This window comes from Bradyrhizobium sp. CCBAU 25338 (assembly GCF_028128965.1).
GTDB classification, from domain to species: domain Bacteria; phylum Pseudomonadota; class Alphaproteobacteria; order Rhizobiales; family Xanthobacteraceae; genus Bradyrhizobium; species Bradyrhizobium liaoningense.
Genome location: NZ_LFKY01000041.1, coordinates 260,497 through 281,227, shown reverse-complemented (window position 1 = coordinate 281,227; position 20,731 = coordinate 260,497). Strand labels below are relative to the sequence as shown.

20 protein-coding genes are annotated in these 20,731 nt (G+C 65.8%); 9 read left to right on the top strand and 11 right to left on the bottom strand.

All coding sequences use genetic code 11. The features are described from left to right. The first annotated feature begins 174 nt into the window (after nucleotides 1–174). Nucleotides 175–726 carry a hypothetical protein gene (locus ACM42_RS28315; protein WP_271530932.1) on the top strand — a complete coding sequence of 184 codons (552 nt, stop codon included), beginning with the start codon at nucleotides 175–177 and terminating at the stop codon, nucleotides 724–726. A gap of 227 nt (nucleotides 727–953) precedes the next feature. Further along, entirely contained in the window at nucleotides 954–1,475 is a 522-nt protein-coding gene (locus tag ACM42_RS28310; RefSeq protein ID WP_271530931.1) for a PRC-barrel domain-containing protein, read from the top strand. Nucleotides 1,476–1,582: 107 nt separating this feature from the next. Here ACM42_RS28310 and ACM42_RS28305 read toward each other — a convergent pair whose 3' ends face one another. The 7 genes from ACM42_RS28305 to ACM42_RS28275 all read right to left on the bottom strand — a co-directional run bounded on the left by ACM42_RS28305 (nucleotide 1,583) and on the right by ACM42_RS28275 (nucleotide 9,959). Continuing rightward, entirely contained in the window at nucleotides 1,583–2,413 is an 831-nt protein-coding gene (locus ACM42_RS28305; RefSeq protein ID WP_271530930.1) for an ABC transporter permease, read from the bottom strand. Next, nucleotides 2,410–3,672 (bottom strand): ABC transporter permease, encoded by a 1,263-nt coding sequence (locus ACM42_RS28300; RefSeq protein ID WP_271530929.1) that lies wholly within the window; start codon nucleotides 3,670–3,672, stop codon nucleotides 2,410–2,412. Before ACM42_RS28300 ends, ACM42_RS28305 begins: the two co-directional genes overlap by 4 nt. A gap of 314 nt (nucleotides 3,673–3,986) precedes the next feature. Next, nucleotides 3,987–5,045 (bottom strand): ABC transporter substrate-binding protein, encoded by a 1,059-nt coding sequence (locus ACM42_RS28295; protein WP_271530928.1) that lies wholly within the window; start codon nucleotides 5,043–5,045, stop codon nucleotides 3,987–3,989. Between the two features lie 65 nt (nucleotides 5,046–5,110). Continuing rightward, entirely contained in the window at nucleotides 5,111–6,235 is a 1,125-nt protein-coding gene (locus ACM42_RS28290; protein WP_271530927.1) for an ABC transporter ATP-binding protein, read from the bottom strand. Between the two features lie 129 nt (nucleotides 6,236–6,364). Further along, nucleotides 6,365–7,933 carry a DUF4403 family protein gene (locus ACM42_RS28285; RefSeq protein WP_271530926.1) on the bottom strand — a complete coding sequence of 523 codons (1,569 nt, stop codon included), beginning with the start codon at nucleotides 7,931–7,933 and terminating at the stop codon, nucleotides 6,365–6,367. Between the two features lie 139 nt (nucleotides 7,934–8,072). Next, on the bottom strand, nucleotides 8,073–8,711 hold the full coding sequence (locus tag ACM42_RS28280; RefSeq protein ID WP_271530925.1) for a Vgb family protein: 639 nt from the start codon (nucleotides 8,709–8,711) through the stop codon (nucleotides 8,073–8,075). A gap of 27 nt (nucleotides 8,712–8,738) precedes the next feature. After that, nucleotides 8,739–9,959, bottom strand: coding sequence for a helix-turn-helix domain-containing protein (locus ACM42_RS28275; RefSeq protein WP_271530924.1), 1,221 nt, complete (start codon nucleotides 9,957–9,959; stop codon nucleotides 8,739–8,741). 147 nt (nucleotides 9,960–10,106) lie between these two features. Between ACM42_RS28275 and ACM42_RS28270 the strand changes: the two genes are divergently transcribed. Both ACM42_RS28270 and ACM42_RS28265 read left to right on the top strand, forming a co-directional pair. After that, nucleotides 10,107–10,901 (top strand): DUF899 domain-containing protein, encoded by a 795-nt coding sequence (locus ACM42_RS28270; protein ID WP_271530923.1) that lies wholly within the window; start codon nucleotides 10,107–10,109, stop codon nucleotides 10,899–10,901. Next, nucleotides 10,898–11,158, top strand: a complete 261-nt coding sequence (locus ACM42_RS28265) for a hypothetical protein (RefSeq protein ID WP_271530922.1) — start codon at nucleotides 10,898–10,900, stop codon at nucleotides 11,156–11,158. The genes ACM42_RS28270 and ACM42_RS28265 overlap by 4 nt, the downstream gene beginning before the upstream one ends. A gap of 215 nt (nucleotides 11,159–11,373) precedes the next feature. On the opposite strand, the gene ACM42_RS28260 is transcribed toward ACM42_RS28265, so the two are convergent. Together ACM42_RS28260 and ACM42_RS28255 are read right to left on the bottom strand one after the other, a co-directional pair. Then, a complete protein-coding gene (locus ACM42_RS28260; protein ID WP_271530921.1) occupies nucleotides 11,374–11,802 on the bottom strand; it encodes a c-type cytochrome in 429 nt (142 codons plus the stop codon). A gap of 97 nt (nucleotides 11,803–11,899) precedes the next feature. Beyond that, nucleotides 11,900–12,616 carry a L,D-transpeptidase gene (locus ACM42_RS28255; protein WP_271530920.1) on the bottom strand — a complete coding sequence of 239 codons (717 nt, stop codon included), beginning with the start codon at nucleotides 12,614–12,616 and terminating at the stop codon, nucleotides 11,900–11,902. Nucleotides 12,617–12,889: 273 nt separating this feature from the next. Between ACM42_RS28255 and ACM42_RS28250 the strand changes: the two genes are divergently transcribed. The 3 genes from ACM42_RS28250 to ACM42_RS28240 all read left to right on the top strand — a co-directional run bounded on the left by ACM42_RS28250 (nucleotide 12,890) and on the right by ACM42_RS28240 (nucleotide 15,585). Then, nucleotides 12,890–13,942: a glycosyltransferase family 4 protein gene (locus ACM42_RS28250; RefSeq protein ID WP_028178082.1), complete on the top strand. Its 1,053-nt coding sequence runs from the start codon at nucleotides 12,890–12,892 to the stop codon at nucleotides 13,940–13,942. Between the two features lie 33 nt (nucleotides 13,943–13,975). Then, nucleotides 13,976–14,665 (top strand): class I SAM-dependent methyltransferase, encoded by a 690-nt coding sequence (locus ACM42_RS28245; RefSeq protein WP_271530919.1) that lies wholly within the window; start codon nucleotides 13,976–13,978, stop codon nucleotides 14,663–14,665. 260 nt (nucleotides 14,666–14,925) lie between these two features. Beyond that, a complete protein-coding gene (locus ACM42_RS28240) occupies nucleotides 14,926–15,585 on the top strand; it encodes a hypothetical protein (protein ID WP_271530918.1) in 660 nt (219 codons plus the stop codon). Nucleotides 15,586–15,935: 350 nt separating this feature from the next. Here the strand turns inward: ACM42_RS28240 and ACM42_RS28235 are convergent, their stop codons facing one another. Continuing rightward, entirely contained in the window at nucleotides 15,936–17,600 is a 1,665-nt protein-coding gene (locus ACM42_RS28235) for an aminotransferase class III-fold pyridoxal phosphate-dependent enzyme (RefSeq protein WP_271530917.1), read from the bottom strand. A 35-nt stretch (nucleotides 17,601–17,635) separates the two neighbouring features. Between ACM42_RS28235 and asd the strand changes: the two genes are divergently transcribed. Both asd and ACM42_RS28225 read left to right on the top strand, forming a co-directional pair. Continuing rightward, a complete protein-coding gene (gene asd, locus ACM42_RS28230) occupies nucleotides 17,636–18,499 on the top strand; it encodes an archaetidylserine decarboxylase (RefSeq protein WP_271530916.1) in 864 nt (287 codons plus the stop codon). Nucleotides 18,500–18,566: 67 nt separating this feature from the next. After that, nucleotides 18,567–19,130, top strand: a complete 564-nt coding sequence (locus tag ACM42_RS28225) for an NUDIX hydrolase (protein ID WP_035676931.1) — start codon at nucleotides 18,567–18,569, stop codon at nucleotides 19,128–19,130. Between the two features lie 51 nt (nucleotides 19,131–19,181). Here ACM42_RS28225 and ACM42_RS28220 read toward each other — a convergent pair whose 3' ends face one another. Beyond that, nucleotides 19,182–20,558, bottom strand: coding sequence for a FecR family protein (locus tag ACM42_RS28220; RefSeq protein WP_271531176.1), 1,377 nt, complete (start codon nucleotides 20,556–20,558; stop codon nucleotides 19,182–19,184). Nucleotides 20,559–20,731: the final 173 nt, after the last annotated feature.

Here is a 20,731-nt window from a genome sequence, read left to right as displayed (position 1 = left end):
TGTTTGACCAAGATTCGGGCCAAATGGCGGATATTTTTGTTTCGATTTGTTTCTGTTCGGCTGCCTGCAACGAACGGCAATCGACGGGTGGGGGAGCGGCAAGACTGCGTTAAGGCCGTTAACCATACCGTGGCGTGGTCCGCGACGAAACCCCGCAACAACCACGGAGCCATCATGACCTCGATTTCGGCGGCCTCCACCGGCAGCTATCAATCGCCGCTCCAGCGGCTTCAGCAGGAATTGCAATCGCAGGTCTCCGCTGGAACGATCTCGTCGTCGGACCAGTCCGCGCTCTCGACGGCGCTGACCGATATCGACACGGCGCTCCAGCAGAGCCGATCGAGCGACCAGTCGAGCGGCGCGCGTCTCTCCAAGGATGAGATGCAGTCGAAGATCGACGACCTCATCTCGAACGAAGTGTCGAACGGGACGCTGACCTCCGACCAGGCCGAGGAGCTGAAAAGCGTGTTTCAGTCCGCCTTCGCGAGCGGTCCGGGTGGCGCAGGCGGCCCACCGCCCGGTCCGCCGCCGGACGACAGCTCTTCGGATTCCACGACGACGGACTCCACGAGCAGCAGCTCGACGGACCAGACCACGGCCGAGATCCTCCAGCAGTTCCTGCAGGCGCTGCAACAGTCGCAATCGTCGGCATCGTCCTACGGCGCCAATGGCAGCTCATCGAGCAGCTCGAATTTCTCCGCGCTTCTGATCGACTTCAAGAGCTGACCTGAGCGAAGTGAGGGTCGGCGCGGTCCTCGCCGCGGTCATGCGTCGCCCAGGGCGCCTGATTGTCGGCGGGGAACCGTGCATCGCAAAATGTTCCTGAGTGACGCAGGAACAAAAGTCGTGATTGCTCCGCTCGCGCATTGCGCGACGAAATTGCGGCGCGCAAGGAACTGCAAGTGATCAGCGCTGTTTTCCCCGCACGAGTTTTCTGTGAAGGAGAGGACATCATGCTGACGAAATCGATCGCCGCCGGCCTTGCCGGCACCGCACTTCTTGCAACCGTCGCGTTCGCGCAATCGCCGACCGCCACCTCCGACAAGGCGCCGACCGCGGCCGCCACCACGATATCCACGACCGCGACGGGCCAGTGGCGTACATCCAAGATGGACGGCCTGAAGGTCTACAACGAAGCCAACGAGAACATCGGCACGATCAATGATCTGCTGATGGACAAGAGCGGCGCCATCAAGATCGCCGTGATCGGCGTCGGCGGCTTCCTCGGCGTGGGCGAGCATCTGGTCGCCGTGCCCTATGAGAAGCTGAAGTTCGTCAACGAGGCCGTCGCCTATACCGGCACGGGCGCCAAGCCGGGCGCGACCACCACCACCACCACCGGCGCTGCGACCGGCACCGACAGGCCCGCTGCGACCACGACGTCGTCCACGTCGAAATGGTATCCGGACCACGCCGTGTTCAACGCCAGCAAGGACGAGCTGAAGAACATGCCCGAGTTCAAGTACGCGGATTAATGCGGCTCGCGTAACTGCCTGATCGAAGCGCGCCCGGTTCTCACTGGGCGCGCTGTCGTGTCTTTTCGCCGTCGCGAGAGCTGGCGGCGAAATTGCGAAGCCGCCCGTCAGGCGCCGCTGCCCCTGAGCCGTTCGTTGCGCCGGCGCAGGCCTTCCAGGGTGGCGAGGAGGATGACCGAGACCGTCGTCAGAATCACCGCCGCTGCCGTGATAGTCGGGCTGATGTTCTCGCGGATGCCGCTGAACATCTCGCGCGGCAGGGTGCGCTGCTCGGGGCCTGCCATGAACAGCACGATCACCACCTCGTCGAAGCTGGTCGCGAAGGCGAACAGCGCACCCGACGCCAGCCCCGGCAGGATCAGCGGCAGGATCACGCGGCGGAACGCCTGAAGCGGCGAGGCGCCGAGCGAGGCGGCGGCGCGTGCCAGATTGGTGTCGAAGCTTTGCAGCGTCGCACCGACCGTGATCACCACGAAGGGCGTCGCCAGCGCGGTGTGGGCCAGGATCAGGCCAAGATAACTGCCGGTCAGCCCGATCGGTGCGAAGAAGAAGTACAGGCCGACCGCGGTGATGACCCCCGGCACGACCACCGGCGACAGCACGAAGGCCAGCACGAGCGGCTTGAACCGGCTCTTCCACTGCGCCAGCCCCAGCGCGGCCGTCGTGCCAAGGACCATGGACAGCGCCGTCGAGGCGACGCCGATGATCATGCTGTTCTTCAGCGAGTTCATCCAGCGCGGCGAGCTGATGAAATCGTCGTACCAGCGCAAGGAGAGGCCCGGCAGCGGATAGGTGAGGTACGAGCCTGAGCTGAAGGACAACGGCATGATCGCCAGGATTGGCGCGATCAGGAAGACGAACACCAGCGTGGAGACAATGATCGTCGCGGTCCACGCGATGCGCTGGCTGGGCGTGCGGAGGGAGGGGCTATCGCTCAATTCTTCATGCCTCCCGTGACCTGCTGTCCCTGCACCAGCCTGCCGTAGACGAGGGCGAGCAGAAGCGTGGCCAGCAGCAGCACCGCACCCAAAGCCGAAGCAAGGCCCCAATTGGCCGTCTCGGTCGTGTAGAGCGCGATGAAGTAGCTGATCATCTGGTCGGCGGCGCCGCCGACGAGCGCCGGGGTGATGTAGTAGCCGAGTGCCAGGATGAAGACGAGCAGGCTTCCCGCGCCGATGCCGGGCAGGGTCTGAGGCAGGTAGATGCGCAGGAAGGCGGTGACCGGCGGCGCACCGAGCGAGGCGGCGGCACGCATGTAGGCAGGCGAGATCGCCTTCATGCTGCTGTACAGCGGCAGGATCATGAACGGCAACAGAACGTGGGTCATGGCCACGCAGACGCCGAAGCGGTTGTAGATCAGGCGCAACGGCTCGTCGACAATGCCTAGCCACAGCAGGCTGTCGTTCACGACGCCCTTGCTCTGCAACAGGACGATCCAGGCGCAGGTGCGGACCAGAAGGGACGTCCAGAACGGCAGCAGGACGAAGATCATCAAGAGGTTCGACCGGGCCGGCGGCAGCGTCGCCAGGAGATAAGCCACCGGGAAGCCGAGGATCAGGCAGAGTGCGGTGACGCTGAGGCTGATGATGAAGGTGCGGGCGAACAGGCTGCGATAGATGGCCTGGTCCGGCGGGGCCGCGACGATCGCGCCGTCCGCGTTTCGCGTCAGGTCGAGCGCCGCCAGCAGGTAGAAGCCGGTCACTGGACCGCTGGCGTCCTTGATCGTCGTCCAGGTGGCGCGTTGGCGCCAGGCGGGGTTGATCCTGCCCAGCGTCTCCCTGGCCGTCCCCCGCTCCGGCTCCGCCTTCAGATTGCGGGCCGTGCTGGTCAGAATGGTGCGGAAGCCGTTCAGCGCGTAGTTCAGCCGCTTGGCTGCGATGGCGATGGTGCCGGAGGCGCGCGCGGCCAGGATGTCGCTTGCCAGCGCAGCGTAGGCGTTTTCGTCCGGCAGGTCCTTACCGTCCCACGCGGCGAGAGCGGCGATCGTTTGCGGCAGAACCTGACGCACCTCCCGGTCTTCGACCGCGCGCCACAACATGCCGGCGATGGGCCCTGCGAAGGTGAAGAGCAGGAAGATGAGAAGCGGTGCGACCAGCGCCAACGCCTTGACCTGGCGTGTCCGCTCGGCGCGCTTCAATCGGCGCCTGAGCGGCACTTCGGTCGACGCATTGGCGCCGGTCAGAAGCGCATCCGTCATTGGTCGAGCCTCTTTCGCCGGAATTTCCTCGGCCTTTCAGGCAGGCCAATCGCATATCGCCCTTTGCAGCGGACTGAGCACGCGCCTCGTCCTTCGAGACGACCGCGGAGCCTGTCATCGGGCCGCGCGTCGCGCGGACCCGGTGGCGGTCTCCTCAGGATGAGGCTCACCGACATCGCTGCTTGCAAAGTCGCTGCCACAGAATCAGACCTCATCCTGAGGGCCCGCCATAGGCGGGCGTCTCGAAGGATGCGCCACGGGCGAGTTGTCCGTCACGCACCTCTACCTGCTCCATACGTCGGTTCCGGTAAGCGCTACTTCGCCGCCCATTTGTTGAAGCGCTCGGTCAGGCGGTCGATGTTCTCGAGCCAGAAGCCGACGTTGATCTCGACTGCATTCTTGATGTTGTCAGGTGCAGTCGGCAGATCCTTCAGAACGGCGGGTGGGAGCCGTCCGGCTGCATCCTTGTTCGACGTGCCATAGGCAATGTTCTCCGATAGTTTTGACTGGTTCTCCGCCTTGCCGACGAAGTCCAGGAACTTGTAGGCCGCGTCCTTGTTCGGGCTCCCCTTCAGGATGACCCAGCTGTCGAGAGTGAACAGCGCTCCGTCCCACACCATGCCGAAATTCTTCTTCTCGTTCTTGTTCGCGGTGTCGATGCGGCCATTGTAGACCGAAGTCATCGCGACCTCGCCGGAGGCGAGCAATTGCGGCGGCTGGGCGCCGGCCTTCCACCACACGATGTCGCCCTTGATGGTGTCCAGCTTCTTGAACGCGCGCTCGATGCCTTCGTCGGTCGCCAGCACCTTGTAGACGTCCTTCGGCGCGACGCCGTCGGCCATGAGGGCGATTTCGAGCGTGGTCTTCGGGCCCTGACGTAGGGCGCGCTTGCCCGGAATCTTCTTGGTATCGAAGAAGTCGGCCCAGCCGCCGGGGGCCTGCTTCAGCTTGTCCTTGTCGTAGCCGAGGACGAAATCGTAGAGGATGGCGCCGACGCCGCAGGGGTTGACCGATGGCGGGATATAGGCGGCCTCGCCGCCGATCTTGGAATAATCCAGCTTCTCAAACAGGCCTTCCTCGCAACCGACCGCCAGTTCGTCGCTCTCGACCTGGACGACGTCCCAGGTCGCGGCACCGCCCTGCACCTTGGCGCGCAATACGCCGACGCCGCCGTCCCAGGACTCGTCGTTCATGGGAATTCCGGACGCCTTCTTGAACGGCTCGAAATAGACCTTCTTCTGCGCATCCTGATACGCGCCGCCCCACGATACGACGGTGAGGTCGCGTGCTTGCGCAACCGTCGCCAGTGCAGCGCTGGCGCTCAGTGCCGCGGCCAGGCCCAGAGCCGTCTTGCCAATCTTGCGCTTCAGCATGGTCTTGGTTCCTTCTTCATGTGAGTTGCATTGAGGTTGATCGATGCGGATCCGTTTGCGTTGGATCAGGCGGGATCGAGGGCCAGGCAGTCCTCGGGGCGGAACGTGACGAAGACGCCTTCGCCAGGTCTTAGGCTGCCATGCCTCAGGCTGTCATGTGCTCCGGGCTGAAGCTTGACCATGAACTCGCCGTTGCCGGCGACGTCGAGCACGGCCAGCGCGTGGTCGCCGAGATAGATGGTGTTCTGCACCCTTGCCGGCAGCCGGTTCGGTCCTTCGCCGGAGGTGTCATCCAGAACGATGGCGACGCGCTCCGGCCGCACGGACAGGGAGGTCGATGCGCCCGCGCCTGCGACATTGATCGCCCGTGCGGTCACGGTGCCGCCAGCAGTCAGCGCGACGCGGCAATAGCCCTTGTCGACCGCTTCGACGGTGCCGGGGAGCACGTTGTTCTCGCCGATGAAGTGAGCGACGAAACTGTTCACCGGATGCTCGTACAGCGCATCGGGCCTGTCGATCTGCTGCACGATGCCGTCGTTGAATACGGCGATGCGGTCCGACATGGTGAGCGCTTCACTCTGATCGTGGGTGACGTAGACGATCGTGATGCCCGTGGTCTCGTGCAGTTGCTTGATCTCCAGCTGCATCTGCTCCCGCAGGCGCTTGTCGAGGGCGCCAAGGGGCTCGTCCATCAGCACGAGTTGTGGATTGAAGACCAGCGCGCGGGCCAGCGCAACGCGCTGCTGCTGGCCGCCGGAGAGCTGACCCGGCCGCCGGTGCGCCAGACTTTCCATCTTGATCATGCGCAACGCTGCCCTCACGCGCTCCTGCGCTTCCGCCTTGCTCGTCTTGCGAACGGACAGCGGGAAGGCGATGTTCTCCGCGATCGTCAGGTGCGGAAACAGGGCGTAGTTCTGGAACACCATGCCGATGTCGCGCTTGTGCGGCGGCACGTTCTTGATCGGCCGGTCCGCGAGATAGATCTCGCCATGGGTCGGCACCTCGAAGCCGGCCAGCATCATCAGCGTCGTCGTCTTGCCCGAGCCCGACGGGCCGAGCAGGGTGATGAACTCGCCCTTCCTGATGTCGAGATCGAGGTTCTTCACCACGAGATGCTCGCCATCATAGGTCTTCTGAATGCCGGAAAAGCGTACCAGTGCCGGCGCAGGTGTGACCATGCCGGCTTCCATGTCGTCCTCTCGTTATCGGCTACAGTGCTGCCACGACCTCGTCCGAGGTTGCGAGGAACAGCTTAGCATCCTCGGGCGAGAATGCCAGCGGTGGACGTGACGAAGGCGCGTGCGGGGCCGGAAGGCGCGCTACATTCCCGACAGCTTCGTCACGAACACGTTCAGCGAGCCGCCGGCTTCCGCGACCACGCGGAGGGTCTTGGAATCGAAGGCGATGTCGGCGAGAGTCAAGCTGTCGATCTTGGCCTCGACCTTGAGGCCGTCCTCGCTCTTCTGGTAGTCTGCGATTGCGGCCGCGATCTTCTCGCGGGCGTTCGCTGCGATCGGCTTCAGATCGAGCGTTGCCCGCTGCAAGAGCGCCTGCTGCAGCTGCGGCACCACCGCGCGCGCGGCGGCGCCCAGCAGGCCGAAGGCGGCCTCGGATTCCACCGCGAGCTCGATGTCGGCGAGCCGCAGCGTCTGCCGCGCCTGGTCGAGCATCGGCCGGCCCCAGATGTGCACCGTCGCCTCGGCGCCGAGCCCGAACCAGCTCTTCTTCTCCTTGGCGCGCACCAGAAGCGAGATCAGCAGCCGGTCACCCGAAGGGGTCACGTTGGCGCTCTTGACGGTGACGTCGACCGGGCCGGAACCGTCCTCGGGATAGGTGCGGCCGACCATCTGCAGTGCGATCAGCTTGTTGATCTCGGTGAAAGGTACGTCGATCGGCACGCCGATGCTCACACCGGTGCCGGTCGGCGGCACGATCGAGATCTTGTCGGGAAACGGACACTCCGGCTTGGTCGCCGTCGAGGTGACACGTGTCTCGGCCTCGAGGCCGAGCAGCAGCGTCACGGCCTGCGCATCGACGCGCGGCTGCGCCGCGATCGCGCGCACCGGCTTCATCTCGAGCCAGAGCGGCGGCAGCGCGGCCGAGGAGCCCGAGCCTTGCAGCGGAATCGAGCGGCACGCCTTGGCCCATTGCACCCTGGCGTTCTCCCGCAGCGAAGGATCGTTGCGGATGCGTTCGGCGACCGCGTTGATCTGCTCGCCGACCGTCTTGTCGATCAGCGGCTTCACCTGCGCCGGCACGTTGACCTTGGCGCCGGCGACCGCGAGATTGGTGTCGCCGAGATTGACCTGGGCGCCGAGATTGGGCTCCAGATGCCAGGCGGCCGCGAGCTTCGGGCGCGAGGTGACGACCACGTTGCCCTTGATCTCGGCGCTGGCGTTCAGGTTCTTGATGTTGACTGCGCCGATCCGTTTCGCCGCATCACCGCCGAGCACGCTGCCGAGCGCGTCGCCGAGCGCGCCCGTGGCTTTCGACGACAGCGACCCCGTCACGTTCAGCTTGCCGCTGAGCGGCGTCGAGATCGTCAGCACGTCCTTGTCTCCGGCAGCCGCCATCGGGCCGCGCGCCGCGGACCAGCCGATATCGGCGTTCTCCAGGATTTGCGAGATCGGGTTGTCGGCCTTGCCGGCGAAATTGCGCGGCGCGGCCTTCTCGGCCTGCTCGCGGATCGCAGATATCGCGATGGCGACCGGCGCGATGACGATGGAGCTCTTCGAAGCGGGCGGCAGCGGCGGCAGTTGCGCGACCGGCGGCGCCGAGTTCGTCGCGCGCGGCGACAGGAAGTCCATCGCCTTCAGGCTGATGAAGAACGACGCCGCGAGCACTGCGAGGCCGATCAGGCTGGTCTTCAGATTCAACGTCGGTCGCATCAATCCCCCAAGCAGCCCCGGCGGGATTCTACAGGGCGGGCGAAGAGGGCGCTAGAGCGCACCGGTGGGGTGGAATTGGGGCGAACAGGTTAACGGCCGCGAACGCGCCGTTACCAAGCGTTCAAGCATTGCGACGAGGCTAGCCGCGCCGAGGACGGCGGATCGCCCTCACATTGCCGCGGCTGCCGCCGCCGCAGAAGAAGCGGTCGGCGCCGTCGGATTCCAACCCCGACACCACCGTCCCGGCGGGCAGGTCGAGCTGCTCCAGCACCTTGCCCGTGTCAGGGTCGATCCGCCTGATATCGCTCTCCTCGCCTTCCCAGGTGCCATGCCAGAGCTCGCCGTCGACCCAGGTCACCCCGGTCACGAAGCGCTTGCTTTCGATGGTGCGGAGGACCTTCCCCGTTTCGGGGTCGACCTGATGGATCTTGCGCTCGCGATATTGTCCGACCCAGAGCGAGCCCTCGGCCCAGGCAAGACCGGAATCACCGCCGCCGCCGGGCGCAGGAATGGTGCCGAGCACCTTGCCCGAGGCGGCATCAATTTTCTGGATGCGATCCTCGGCGATCTGGAACAAGTGCCGGCCGTCGAACGCCGTTCCCGCATGCGCGGCGACGTCGATGGAGCGCGCGATCTTGCCGCTGGCCGGATCGACGGCGTTCAACTTGTCGCCGGATGCGAACCAGACGTGCTTGCCGTCATAGGTGACGCCATGCACGGCCTCGACGCCTGGAAAGGGCCCGTACTCGGTGACGATCTCGGCGGCTGAACGTTTCATGTGCTCGATCCCTGTGCTGCGCGCAGCCTACGTCTTCAGGAGCGGGGTGGGGAGTAACAAGCCTGTCGGGAAACCCGGAATAGGCGGCGTCATCCAGCGGCGCGCCCGTCCGTGTCCGAAGCACTGCACCTTGTGCGACCGCGCCAGCTCGTCGAGGGCCCGCTGCACGGTGCGCGGACTGATCCCAAGCGCAACTGCGAGCGCCGAGCTCGACCATGGCTCGCCGTCGGCGAGAAAGGCGAGGACGGCCGCGTGCTTCTCCTCGAGGGGCCGCGCCAGCACGAGGACGTCGCGCGTCTTCCGCGGCGCCAGCACGAAGCCCGGCTTCGTCGCGCTGATGTCGGCCAGTGGCTTGAGCTTGGTGCGGAGCCGTCCGATCTCGACGCGCAATCGCGCGCGGTGCGACTCATCGGCGTGCTTTGCGTGAAAGGCGCCCGATATCAACGCCTCTCGCGAGACATCCGCGGGCCATGCCTGCGCCAGCAGGCGAGCGAGCGCGAACAGCACGGGCCGCGTTCCCAGCGGCACGACGACGCCTTGCCTGCGCACGACATGATGGAAGGTGTCCACGACGAGCGCCGTCGAGGTCGCCAGTCTTTCGACCTCTCCGAGCAACAATGGGTGTTCGCTGCCGCGCGCGATCAGGCGCGCTGCCGGCGTATCGAGCATGAGGCTCACGCTGTCGACCTCGGCCAGGAGCGCCGGGATCTCGGCCAGCCGCGCTGCGTGAGCCGCGCGGCCGAGCGCCGTGCGCGCCTCTTTCGTTCTGAGCCGCCTGATCGCGATGCCGGCGACCACGAGCTCGCGGACGACCTGGGAGGCGGGCGGGAGCGGCGCAGGACGGACCTCGGCCAGCGTGCGCTCGGCCTCGTCGAGGCGCCCGACCAGTAGGAAACGGCGCGCCTCGATATGGCCTGCATGGGCGGCATTGGCGAGATCGCCATGGTTTTCGAGCGTCGCGCGTGCCGCCGCGAGGGTCTTCACCGGCCAGCTCAGATCGCGCGAGACCAGCGCGATCTCGGCTTCGGCCACCACGCATCTTGCGCGTGCCACCGCCTCGCGCGGACCGAAGGTACGCGCGGCGCTTCGCAGCAGCGTCTTGGCCTTGGCGAGATCGCCGAGCTGCGCCATCGCGATGCCGCGCAGCGCGAGCGACGGCGCATCGTTGCGCAACGCAACGCGGTTCAGCGCGCCGAGCGGATCGCCGGCTTCGAGCGCACGCGCCGCGGCGGTGATCAGCGATTCCATGTCAATCCCGCCACACTTGTTACTCCCACCGCGCAGCCGTCCGGTGCCAGACATCGTTGACGGCCGACAATGTGCGGCGAGGAACGATCGGTTCCTCGACCGTCCAGGTGCGGCGGAGCTTCGCCCAGGCAAGGGAATTGGAGGACCATGATGAGTTCAGCAGACAACGCAGCGACGCACGGAAAGACCGCCATGCAGACACCGCCGGTGGTGTCGCCGCAGGATTGGGAGGCAGCCCGTCAGCAACTGCTCGTGAAGGAAAAGGCGCATACCCGTGCCCGCGATGCCCTGGCCGCCGAGCGGCGTCGCATGCCGTGGATGGCGGTGGACAAAACCTATGCGTTCGAGGGGCCCGGCGGCAAGCTCAGCCTGCACGACCTGTTCCAGGGCCGGCGGCAGCTGATCGTCTACCGCGCGTTCTTCGAGCCCGGCGTGTTCGGCTGGCCCGATCATGCCTGCCGCGGCTGCTCCATGGTGGCGGACCAAGTCGCTCATGTCTCGCACCTCAACGCCCGCGACACCACGCTAGTCTTCGCCTCGCGCGCGCCGCAGGCCGACATCGTCAGGCTGAAGAAGCGGATGGGCTGGACCATGCCGTGGGTCACCATCACCGACGGCTTCGATGCCGATTTCGGCGTCGGCGAATGGCACGGAACGAACGTGTTCTACCGCGACGGGATGCGCATCTTCCGCACCTATTTCGTCAAGAGCCGGGGCGACGAGCAGATGGGCGGCACCTGGAACTATCTCGACATCACGCCGCTCGGCCGCCAGGAGGTGTGGGAGGACTCGCCGGAGGGCTATCCGCAGACGCCGACCTACAAATGGTGGAACTGGCACGACAGCTACACCGAAGGCGCCGCACCCGACAAGAAATGGGTCGAGATCTCGGACGCCGGCGAGAAGGCCTTTCGCGAGGAGGCCGCGGGGGAACGGAAATGACCGGTCCGGTCAGCGCGGTCCCCGGCGCCGGCCACGACGGCGCCGCGACCGCGGGTCACCTCGCCAGATGGCTCGGTCTGGCGGCCACGCCGACCTTCGCGATCATGGCGCTGCTGACCGCCGTGCTCGCCGGCGGTCCGGGGGACGTGCTCTGCTCCGCCGGACACGGTTCCGCGCTCGGCGGAATGGTGCCGATGTATCTGTTGATGAGCGCGTTTCACGCATCGGCGTGGCTGCGGCTGATTGCGGACCGGTGAGGGCATGCCGGCGAACGCGGCCTCACCGTGCGCACGCCACATCCTTCGAGACGACCGCATCGCGGTCTCCTCAGGATGAGGCTAACTGGCAGCCGTGACTTGATGCAAGACCTGAGAATTGGCTGCAGCCGCGCACTGCGCCCTCATCCTGAGGAGCCCGCCGCAGGCGGGCGTCTCGAAGGATGCGCCACACCACAATAGCGCTGCGGCGGCTCCTATTGGCTGCCGGTCGATTGCAGATACGCAAACACCTTGCCCGCTTCCTCGGCCGATACGCCGCCATAGGGCTGCATCTTGTGGCCGGAGACGACTTCGTCCGGCTTGACCATGAAGCGGGTGAGCTTGTCCTGGTCCCAGGCGAAGCCCGCTTCCTTCATCGACGAGGAGTAGTTGTAGTCCGGCAGCGAGCCGGCCTTGCGTCCGACGATCTTGTTGAGGTTGGGACCGAGCCGATTGTCGCCCTCCTTCATGGAGTGGCAGGTGCGGCAGGCGTTGTTGAAGGCCTGCTGGCCTGTGTCGTCACTGGCGGGTTGCTGCGCGAGCGAGAAGGGCGCGGACAAGAGCAGCGTCAGTGCCCCGGCGCCGATCGCGTGCGCCCACGCTTTTGACGAACGTTGCAGGCGTGGTTGCATTTGCGCCTCCATCGGGGATCGCGCCGCAGCAAGCGCGTCGGGATGTCGAGGGCAAACAAAGACGGCCCCGGCCGGTTCCGGGGCCGCTTGCGTCACAATGTCCGGTCGCTCAGCGCGTCGCAGTGCCGAGCTCGGCCCTGCGTTCGGTCATTGGCAGCACGATCACCTTGGTGCCGATATTGACCCGGGAATAGAGGTCGGTGACGTCCTCGTTGGTCATGCGGATGCAGCCGGACGAGACGTGCTTGCCGATGGTCTCGGGCGCGTTGGTGCCGTGGATGCGGTAGATGGTGCTGCCGAGATACATGGCGCGGGCCCCTAACGGGTTGCCGGGGCCGCCGGCCATGTGGCGCGGCAGATAGGGCTGGCGGGCGATCATCTGGGGCGGCGGGGTCCAGTCCGGCCATTCCGCCTTCCGGCTCACCGACTGAATGCCGGACCAGGTGAAGCCGTCGCGGCCGACGCCAATGCCGTAGCGCAGCGCCTGGCCGTTGCCGAGCACGTAATAGAGATAGGTGTTGGGCGTATCGATGATGATGGTGCCCGGCGCCTCGCGCGTTGCATAGGAAACGGTCTGGCGGCGGAAACGGGCCGGCATCTCGACCGCGTCCTGATCTTCCGACGGCGCAGCCTGGTAAGGCGTCGCCTGATAGGGTTGATAGGGCTGGATCGGTTGCGGCGCGGCCATTGACGGCAGCGGCTGGAAGAGAGGGAAAAGCTGCGCGGGCGCGGCGTTGGCTGCGCCTGTGAATGCCATTGCGGAGATTGCGGCTGCACCGAACGCAACGGCGCGCGAAAACGTCTTGAACGTATCCAGATTGAACATTGGTCGCCCCTGTTTGCTCGGTGTTTCTGCTCACCGCGGCACCGTTTCGGTGCTCCGTTGCCTTAAGTCCTAACGGCGAAACGTTTCGGGACATTTGCGAGGAAAACCGAAAACGGTTTCGTCGCGGAAAGGATTGTTTCATGACGGTTTCGTGGCTCCGCGCGCCCGTTAACGAACAAAACAGCACGCCGACACTTCTGTGACGTCACACGCCTGAAATATCCTTCGTTGATGGTCGTTGCCTGAGAATCATCAAACTCTCGGAATTTCCCCATGCGGGTATTAATCGCGACTGACGCCTGGCATCCGCAGGTCAACGGTGTGGTGCGGACGCTGACTTCGCTGGCGAACGCGGCCAAGGCCCTCGAGGTCGAGATCGACTTCCTCACGCCGGACGGCTTTCCGTCCTGGCCGCTGCCGACCTATCCGGGCCTGCGCATCGCGCTGCCGAGCGCCAAGGAGATCGCAAGGCGGATCGAGCGGGCGGCGCCGGACGCGCTGCACATCGCGACCGAGGGCCCGATCGGCTGGGCGGCGCGGGCCTATTGCCGCCGCAACCGGCTCGCCTTCACCACCTCCTACACGACGCGCTTTCCGGAATATGTCGCGGTGCGGACCGGCATCCCGGCCGCCGTCGGCTATGCCGTGCTGCGCCACTTCCACGATGCCGCCGCCATGACGATGGTGGCGACGCCCTCGCTGCGGCAGGAGCTGTCCGAGCGCGGCTTCAAGCGGCTCGGCTTCTGGACGCGCGGCGTCGACACCGAACTGTTCCATCCCGATTCTCCGGCGAGGCTCGACCTGCCGCGGCCGATCTTCATGACCATGGGCCGCGTGGCGGTGGAGAAGAATCTCGAAGCGTTCCTTTCGCTCGACCTGCCCGGCACCAAGGTCGTGGTCGGCGACGGCCCGCAGAAGGCGGCGCTCGAAAAGAAGTACCCGGACGCGGTCTTCCTCGGCGAGAAGAAGGGTGCGGATCTGACCGCGCATCTCGCCGCTGCCGACGTCTTCGTGTTTCCGAGCCTGACCGACACTTTCGGCGTGGTGCAGCTCGAGGCGCTCGCCTGCGGCACGCCGGTTGCGGCGTTTCCGGTGACGGGACCGAAGGACGTCATCGCCGATCACCCGATCGGCGCGATCGACCACGATCTGCGCACCGCGTGCCTGCGCGCGCTCACCATGTCGCGCGAGACCTGCCGCAACTTCGCGCTGGAGCGCTCCTGGGAGAACAGCGCGCGCCAGTTCGTCGGCAATCTCACCTCTCTTCAGCCCAGCCGCGTCTTGCGTGCCTCGCCTCGCATGGCGCGGCGACCGGTGCGCAGCTGATCGTCACTTCGAACCACAGCGAGAACCTCATCGATGGCTAAGATCATGAACCTTGAAGGCACGCAGCAGCTCGACCTCACCCGTGGCACGGTCGAGCAGGCCTATGACCGCTGGGCGCCCGTCTACGACCTCGTGTTCGGCGGCGTGTTCGCCAAGGGGCGGCAGGCTGCGATCGCGGCCACCAACAAGATCGGCGGCCGCGTGCTCGAGGTCGGCGTCGGCACCGGCATCTCGCTGCCGCTCTATGCCCCCAACCTCCGCATCTTCGGCACCGACATTTCGGAGGCGATGCTGGACAAGGCCCGCCGCCGGGTGAAGGAGCAGAAGCTGAAGAACGTCGAGGGCCTCGCGGTGATGGACGCCGAGAAGCTCGAATTTCCGGACAATTCCTTCGACGTCGTGATGGCGCAATATGTCGTCACCGCCGTGCCGAACCCGGAGAAGGCGCTCGACGAATTCGCCCGCGTGCTGCGACCGGGCGGCGAGCTGATCATCCTGACCCGCGTCAGCGCCGATGCGGGCATGCGTCGCTTCATCGAGCAGAAGCTTCAGCCGGTGGTGCGTCCGCTCGGCTTCCGCACCGCCGAGTTCGCCTGGTCGCGTTACGCCAAATGGCTCGCCGGTGCGAACGGCATCGAGCTCGCCGAGCGCCGTCTGATTCCGCCGCTCGGTCACTTCTCGTTGGTGCGCTTCCGCAAGGTCGGCGTCGCCAAGGCCGCGTAACTGCCACTCCTCATGGTGAGGAGGCGCATAGCGCCGTCTCGAACCATGAAGGCCTCGGTGCTGCAGCCGGGCCTTCATCCTTCGAGACGCGCGTTCCGCGCTCCCGGCGATAACGGCAGCGCCGTTACGCAGGGGATGAGGAGAGAGTGTGAACCGTGCGTCATCGCGCCGCTGCACATCGTCACATGACAAAATGATGATGTCACACGGCCTACATCGAATCCCTGTATTCCCGGACCCGAAAGCATTTGGGGGAGAGCATGATCAAGAATTATCTCGAGCAGCTGCGAATCCAGCGCTGGGACGACCATCGCTACTATCACCACAGCCGCATCAATCAGAGCCTGCACTTCGTCAGCGCGCTGAGCTTCCTCTTCGCCTATGTCTGGCTGTTCATCGACCCCGTGGTCTCGGCGCTGGTCGGCTGGCTGGTCTCGATGACCTCGCGCCAGGCCGGTCACTTCTTCTTCGAGCCGCACACCTACGACCACATCAACCAGGCGACGCACGAATACAAGGAAGAGATCAAGGTCGGCTACAACCTTCAGCGCAAGGTGGTGCTGATGACGATCTGGGCGCTGTCGCCGCTGGTCTTGCTTGTCGATCCCGCGTTGTTTGGGCTGTTCACGCCCTGGACGAGCGCGACCGACTTCATGCGTCAGGTCGCCAAGATCTGGCTCGTGATCGGCGGCGGCGGCCTGTTGTTCCGCACCGTGCACCTGTTCTTCATTCGCGACGTTGAGACCGGCCTCGTCTGGATGACCAAGATCCTGACCGATCCGTTCCACGACCTGATGCTCTATCGCAACGCGCCGCTGGCGCTGATGCGCGGCGAGCTGATGGACCCCGGTCTGCACCTCAACCCCGAGCACACGCTGGGCTTCATCGATGAGCCCGTGCTCGAAGAGCAGCACGCCTGAGCGCGCTGGTATCACACGACACTCCGATGTCTGATGGTTACGTCATGCCCGGCCTCGCGCCGGGCATCCACGTCTTGGGGGCGCTTTCTTCGCCTCTCCCCGCGTGCGGTCGGACAGTCGCATATGGTGCAAACAATGCAGCGGCATCGGGAGTGGGCTCCCTCTCCCGCTTGCGGGGGAGGGCTGGGGTGGGGGTGTCTCCGCGTCGGGATTGTCGGGGACTACTGAGGATGTCCCTGTGTGGCGAGAACCCTCACCCGCCGCGCGCGGGACGATGCTTTCGCATCGCCCGGGGCGCGTCGGCCTCTCCCGCAAGCGGGAGAGTTGGAGCAAGCGTGCGCGGTGTGGCCTCAGCGCCCGAAGCGCTTCGCCAGCATCTCTTTCAGGATCTGCCGCTTGATCTGCTTGTTGGTGAGCACGCCGTCGTGCCACCAGAAGCCGTCCGCCTTCATCTTCTGCGCGGCGCGGACGAAGCGTTCGGCGACTTCGGTGAAGTCGGCGTCGGTGTAGTTGAGGCTGAAGATCAGCCGGCCGGTGCCGACCCAGCTCAGCGCCAGGCCCTCGGCGCGCAGGTAATATTGCAGCATCCAGTTGTAGCGGGACGGCGTGGTGTATTTCACCGTCCAGATCGAGGAGAAGTTTGCGAACCGCACCGGCAGATCGGCGCTCTCCATCATCCGGTTGAGCTTTTGGACGCGGCCGTTCCAGGTCTCCTTGAGGCCGTCATAGACCGCGCGGAAGTTCGGGCTGGCGAGGCGGCTCAGGAATTCGTCCATCGCCGTCATGACGTAGGGGTGGGAGTTGAAGGTGCCGCGGGCGAAGCAGATGTCGGCGGGCCGATCGTCGCGGAAGCGGCGCATCAATTCCTTTTTGCCGCAGACCACGCCGACCGGCAGCCCGCCGGCGAGGCTCTTGCCGTAGGTGACCATGTCGGCGCGCACGCCGAAATATTCCTGGGCGCCGCCGGCGGCGAGGCGGAAGCCGACGAAGACCTCGTCGAAGATCAAGACGATGCCGCGTTCGGTGCAGACCTCGCGCAGCTTCTTCAGCCACTCCGTGTAAGCGGTCCGATCGAAATCGCCGCCGCGCGAGGAATCGACCAGCGAGGAATCGCCGGGCGCGTTGGCGTTCGGATGCAGACCCTGGAGCGGATTGACCAGCACGCAGGCGATGTCCTTGCGCGTCTTCAGCACGTGCAGCGTCTTCTCCGACATCTCGGCGAGGGTGTAGGTCTCGTGCGCGGGGATGGGATTGCCAACGCCGGGCTGCACGTCGCCCCACCAGCCGTGATAGGCGCCGGCGAAGCGGACCAGATGGGTGCGCTTGGTGTGGTAGCGCGCCAGCCGCACCGCCTGCATCACGGCTTCGGTACCGGACATGTGGAACGAAACCTCGTCGAGGCCCGAGATCCGGCAGAGCCGGGTCACGTTCTCGAGGATGACGGGGTGGTAGGGGCCGAGCACCGGTCCGAGCGCATGCGCCCGCTTCTCGGCGCCCTCGATGCATTCCTTGTAGAAGTCGTTGCCGAAGATGTTGACGCCGTACGAGCCGGTGAGATCGTAAGAGGTGTTGCCGTCGACGTCGGTGACCGTGACGCCGCGCGAGGACTCCACGAAGGTCGAGGTGCCCAGGTGCTCGCGGACGAGACGCGAGAACTGGAACGGCACGCGGTAGCTCTCGGTGAAGTTCAGGTCGGAGATCTTCTCCGCCGCCTCCTTCGTCATCGCGCGGCCCCTCGGGTAGCGCTCGGCGTAGAGGCGGGCGAGGCGGAAGAAGCCATCCTTGCGTTGCGCGGCGATGTTCGCGGGCGCACCGTCGCAGGAGAAATAGTCGTTCTCTCCGTACTCGTAGAACGGCAGCAGCCGCGCTACCCGGCGCGACATCTTGGAGTGCCCGGCGAGCGACCGGTGCTTGGCGCGGGAGAGTTCGATGCGCGCCTTGAGCTTCGGGAAGGCGGCGGCAGCGGACGCTGCGGCGGCCACGGACATCGAGAGAATCGGGAGTGTCGTTTCCATGACAACAAGCGCTAACCCTGCGAGCTGACAGATTCATGACAGTCAAAGCCCTCATCGCCTCTTTCACCCAGCAGGAAGACCTCAACTTCCTGTTGACCAACCGCATCCCCCGCGCGGCCCTGACCCGCTTCATGGGCTGGTTCTCCAAGGTCGAGAATCCGCTCGTGCGCGACTTCTCGATCGCGCTGTGGAAGCTGTTCTCGGACCTCGATCTGTCGGAGGCGCGCAAGACGCATTTCAAGAGCCTGCACGACTGCTTCACCCGGGAGCTGAAGCCGGGCCTGCGGCCGTTTGATCCGGATCCGGCGGTGGTGGCGAGTCCCTCTGATGGAATCGTCGGCGCCCACGGCAAGATCGCCGACACCGAGCTGTTCCAGGTCAAGGGCGCGCCCTATTCGCTGCTCGACCTGCTCGGCGATTCCGCGCTGGTCGACCAGCACCGCAACGGCTCCTTCGTCACGCTGCGGCTGACGTCGAGCATGTATCATCGCTTCCACGCGCCCTATGACGCACATATCGAACGCGTCACGCTGATCCATGGCGACGTCTGGAACGTCAACCCGATCGCGCTCAAGCGCGTCGAGCGTCTCTTCTGCAAGAACGAGCGCGCGGTGATCCGTACCCACCTCTCGACCGGCGAGGCGGTGACACTGGTGCCCGTTGCGGCGATCCTGGTCGCGAGCATCCGGTTGCACTTCCTCGACATGGTGTTGAACGCGCAGACGAAGGGGCCGGTCAATTTCCCTTGCGACGTCAACGTGGCCAAGGGCGAGGAGCTCGGCTGGTTCGAGCACGGCTCGACCATCATCATCCTGGCGCCCGGCGATTTCAACTTCTGCGACGGCATCGCCGAGGGCTCGCGCATTCGTGCGGGTCAAGCGCTCTTGAGGAGAAAGTAGCCTTCAATCTGCCGTCCCCGCTGGCTATATCGTCTGTCGGGGACGACGATTTTTGGATGTGTGAGCGATGGCGCGGGCGCCGGTCTTGGCCGCGGGGGGTATTGTGCTGCGGCGTGGTTCGGCGCCGTTGATCGCGGTCGTGCGTCAGCGCAAGCGCAACGAATGGGTCCTCCCCAAGGGCAAGCTCGACGACGGCGAGACGCCGAAGGAAGCCGCGCGCCGCGAGGTGCTGGAGGAGACCGGCCACGACGTCGCCGTGCACGAATTTCTGGGCACCCTCGTCTATCAGTCCGGCGGGCGCTTCAAGGTCGTGCATTTCTGGCGGATGGAAGCTGACGGCGGACCGGTCCGCAAGCTGATGAATGACATCAAGGCGGTCGACTGGCTGACGCTGGACGATGCGATTGCCCGCCTGTCGCGCGAATATGAGCGCGCGTTCCTCAACCAGGTCGGCCCGATCGCGCTTGCGGCGGCGGGGCTTCCATCGTCGCCGCCGCCCGAGCCGGCGCAGGCGGCCGATGACATCGATACCGCCTTGCAGACGCTGACTCCGGCCGAGGCGGCGTCCGTCGACGAGCTGCGCCACGGTTTGCTGCAGAAGGTGAAGGCGTGGCTGCGCGGCGAGGCGTGAGACCTGTTCACGCCGCTCTGCCGCGCTCGCAATGACGGAGGGGCGGCGCTGTCACCGCCGCTCTTTCTTTTCCTTCGGAGAAAGCGCGGGTCTTCGTGGCGGTGTGAGGCGCTGCATGGCGGGGAGGCGCTGCTGGAATCCACCGGGGCGCTGCATGCCTGGCTGTTGAGCCGCGGCCGGCTGGCCCGGCTGCGGCGGCACGATTCCGCCGGGCTGGGGTTGCATCTGTCCACCGCGCTGCGGCCGGGTTTGCCGCGCGGTGTCCGGCTGCGTTGCTTCTTCGCGGCGCGGGGCGCCTGTCGGGCGACCTGCGCCTTGCTGTTGGCCCTGCTGCTGCCCCTGACCTGCGCGCCGGCCACCCGGTTGCACGGCGCCGCCTTGTCCCTGCCGCTGCGGCGGCTTCGCGCCTTGCCGGTCAGGCGTACCCGGCTGCTGCTGACCCGGACGGATGTTCTGACCAGGCTGGCCGTTCGGTCGCTGTTGTCCCGGCGGCGTATTCGGCCGCAATTGTTGCTGCTGCGGCTGGACCGGTCGCGGAATTCGGCTGAGCGCGCCCGGATTGGCGCGGCGGAAGTCGCGCTGCTCGGTGACGATCTGCCGGCCCGTGGTTTGCGCCAGATGCACCTGGCTGACGAAGCCGCGGTCGCGCGCGATCTGCTGCGCGGGAATTGTGATCGGTATCGCGGCAAAGCGCATGACGCCGCCGGCGCCGCCCGCACCGGGCCGGATCGCAAAGCCGCTGGACGCCTGTGTCAGCGCGCCGAGCCGCGTGCCGCTGCTGCGATCGTCGACGTCGATGTGGCCGACCCGGCCGTCGGCGTCGGGATAGAGCTTGATGTTGACGTTGCTGGCCCTGCTCGCCGCCGCGCCTTCCGGCACCTCGACGACGCCGGTGGTGCCGCGGATGCCGAGCGTTGCCGTCGGCGTGGTGATCTTCATGTCGCCGGTCTTCGCTACCGCTGCCGCCACGAAGGCAACCGTGCCCTTGCCGACGTCGAAGATCGCCGAATTCTGCCTGCCGCCGTCCTCGTAGACGTAATTGTCGATCGTGATTTTGGCGCTGGCCGAGAGATTGAACGTGGTAGCGTCGTTGAAGGTGATGCCGAGCGAGGAGTTCGACGAGGTCTGCACCACGTCGTTGAGATAGATGTCGTCGCGCACGCGCAGCGGATAGGAGTTCTTGTCGCGGATCACGGTCGCGATCCCCGTCACCGTCGCGACGTTGCCGATCGGCTCGACGGCGGCGGGCTGCGCGTCTGCAGACGCTGTCGGTAAGGCCGACGGCGTCGGGGAGGGGCCGGGTATCGGCTGTGCTTGCGGCTGCGCCTGGGCGAGCTCGATGGCCTCGAATGCACAAGCCGCGCTGCTGCCAGCCAGCGACAAGGCCAGCAGCACAAGCGCGAACGCGAAGCGGCGCCGAGCCACCATCAAATCCACGAAAAAGTCCCGGTGAGAACGCGAGGCGAGAGCTGCGGATATGAGCCGCGTTTGGCTGAATGGCGGATGAACATGTTTCGCACGGCAAGGGGCGCTTGAAAGCCACGTTGGCCCAGAATGTGGCGTCGCCTTCTTGCTCGTCATTCCGGGGCGCGACGAAGTCG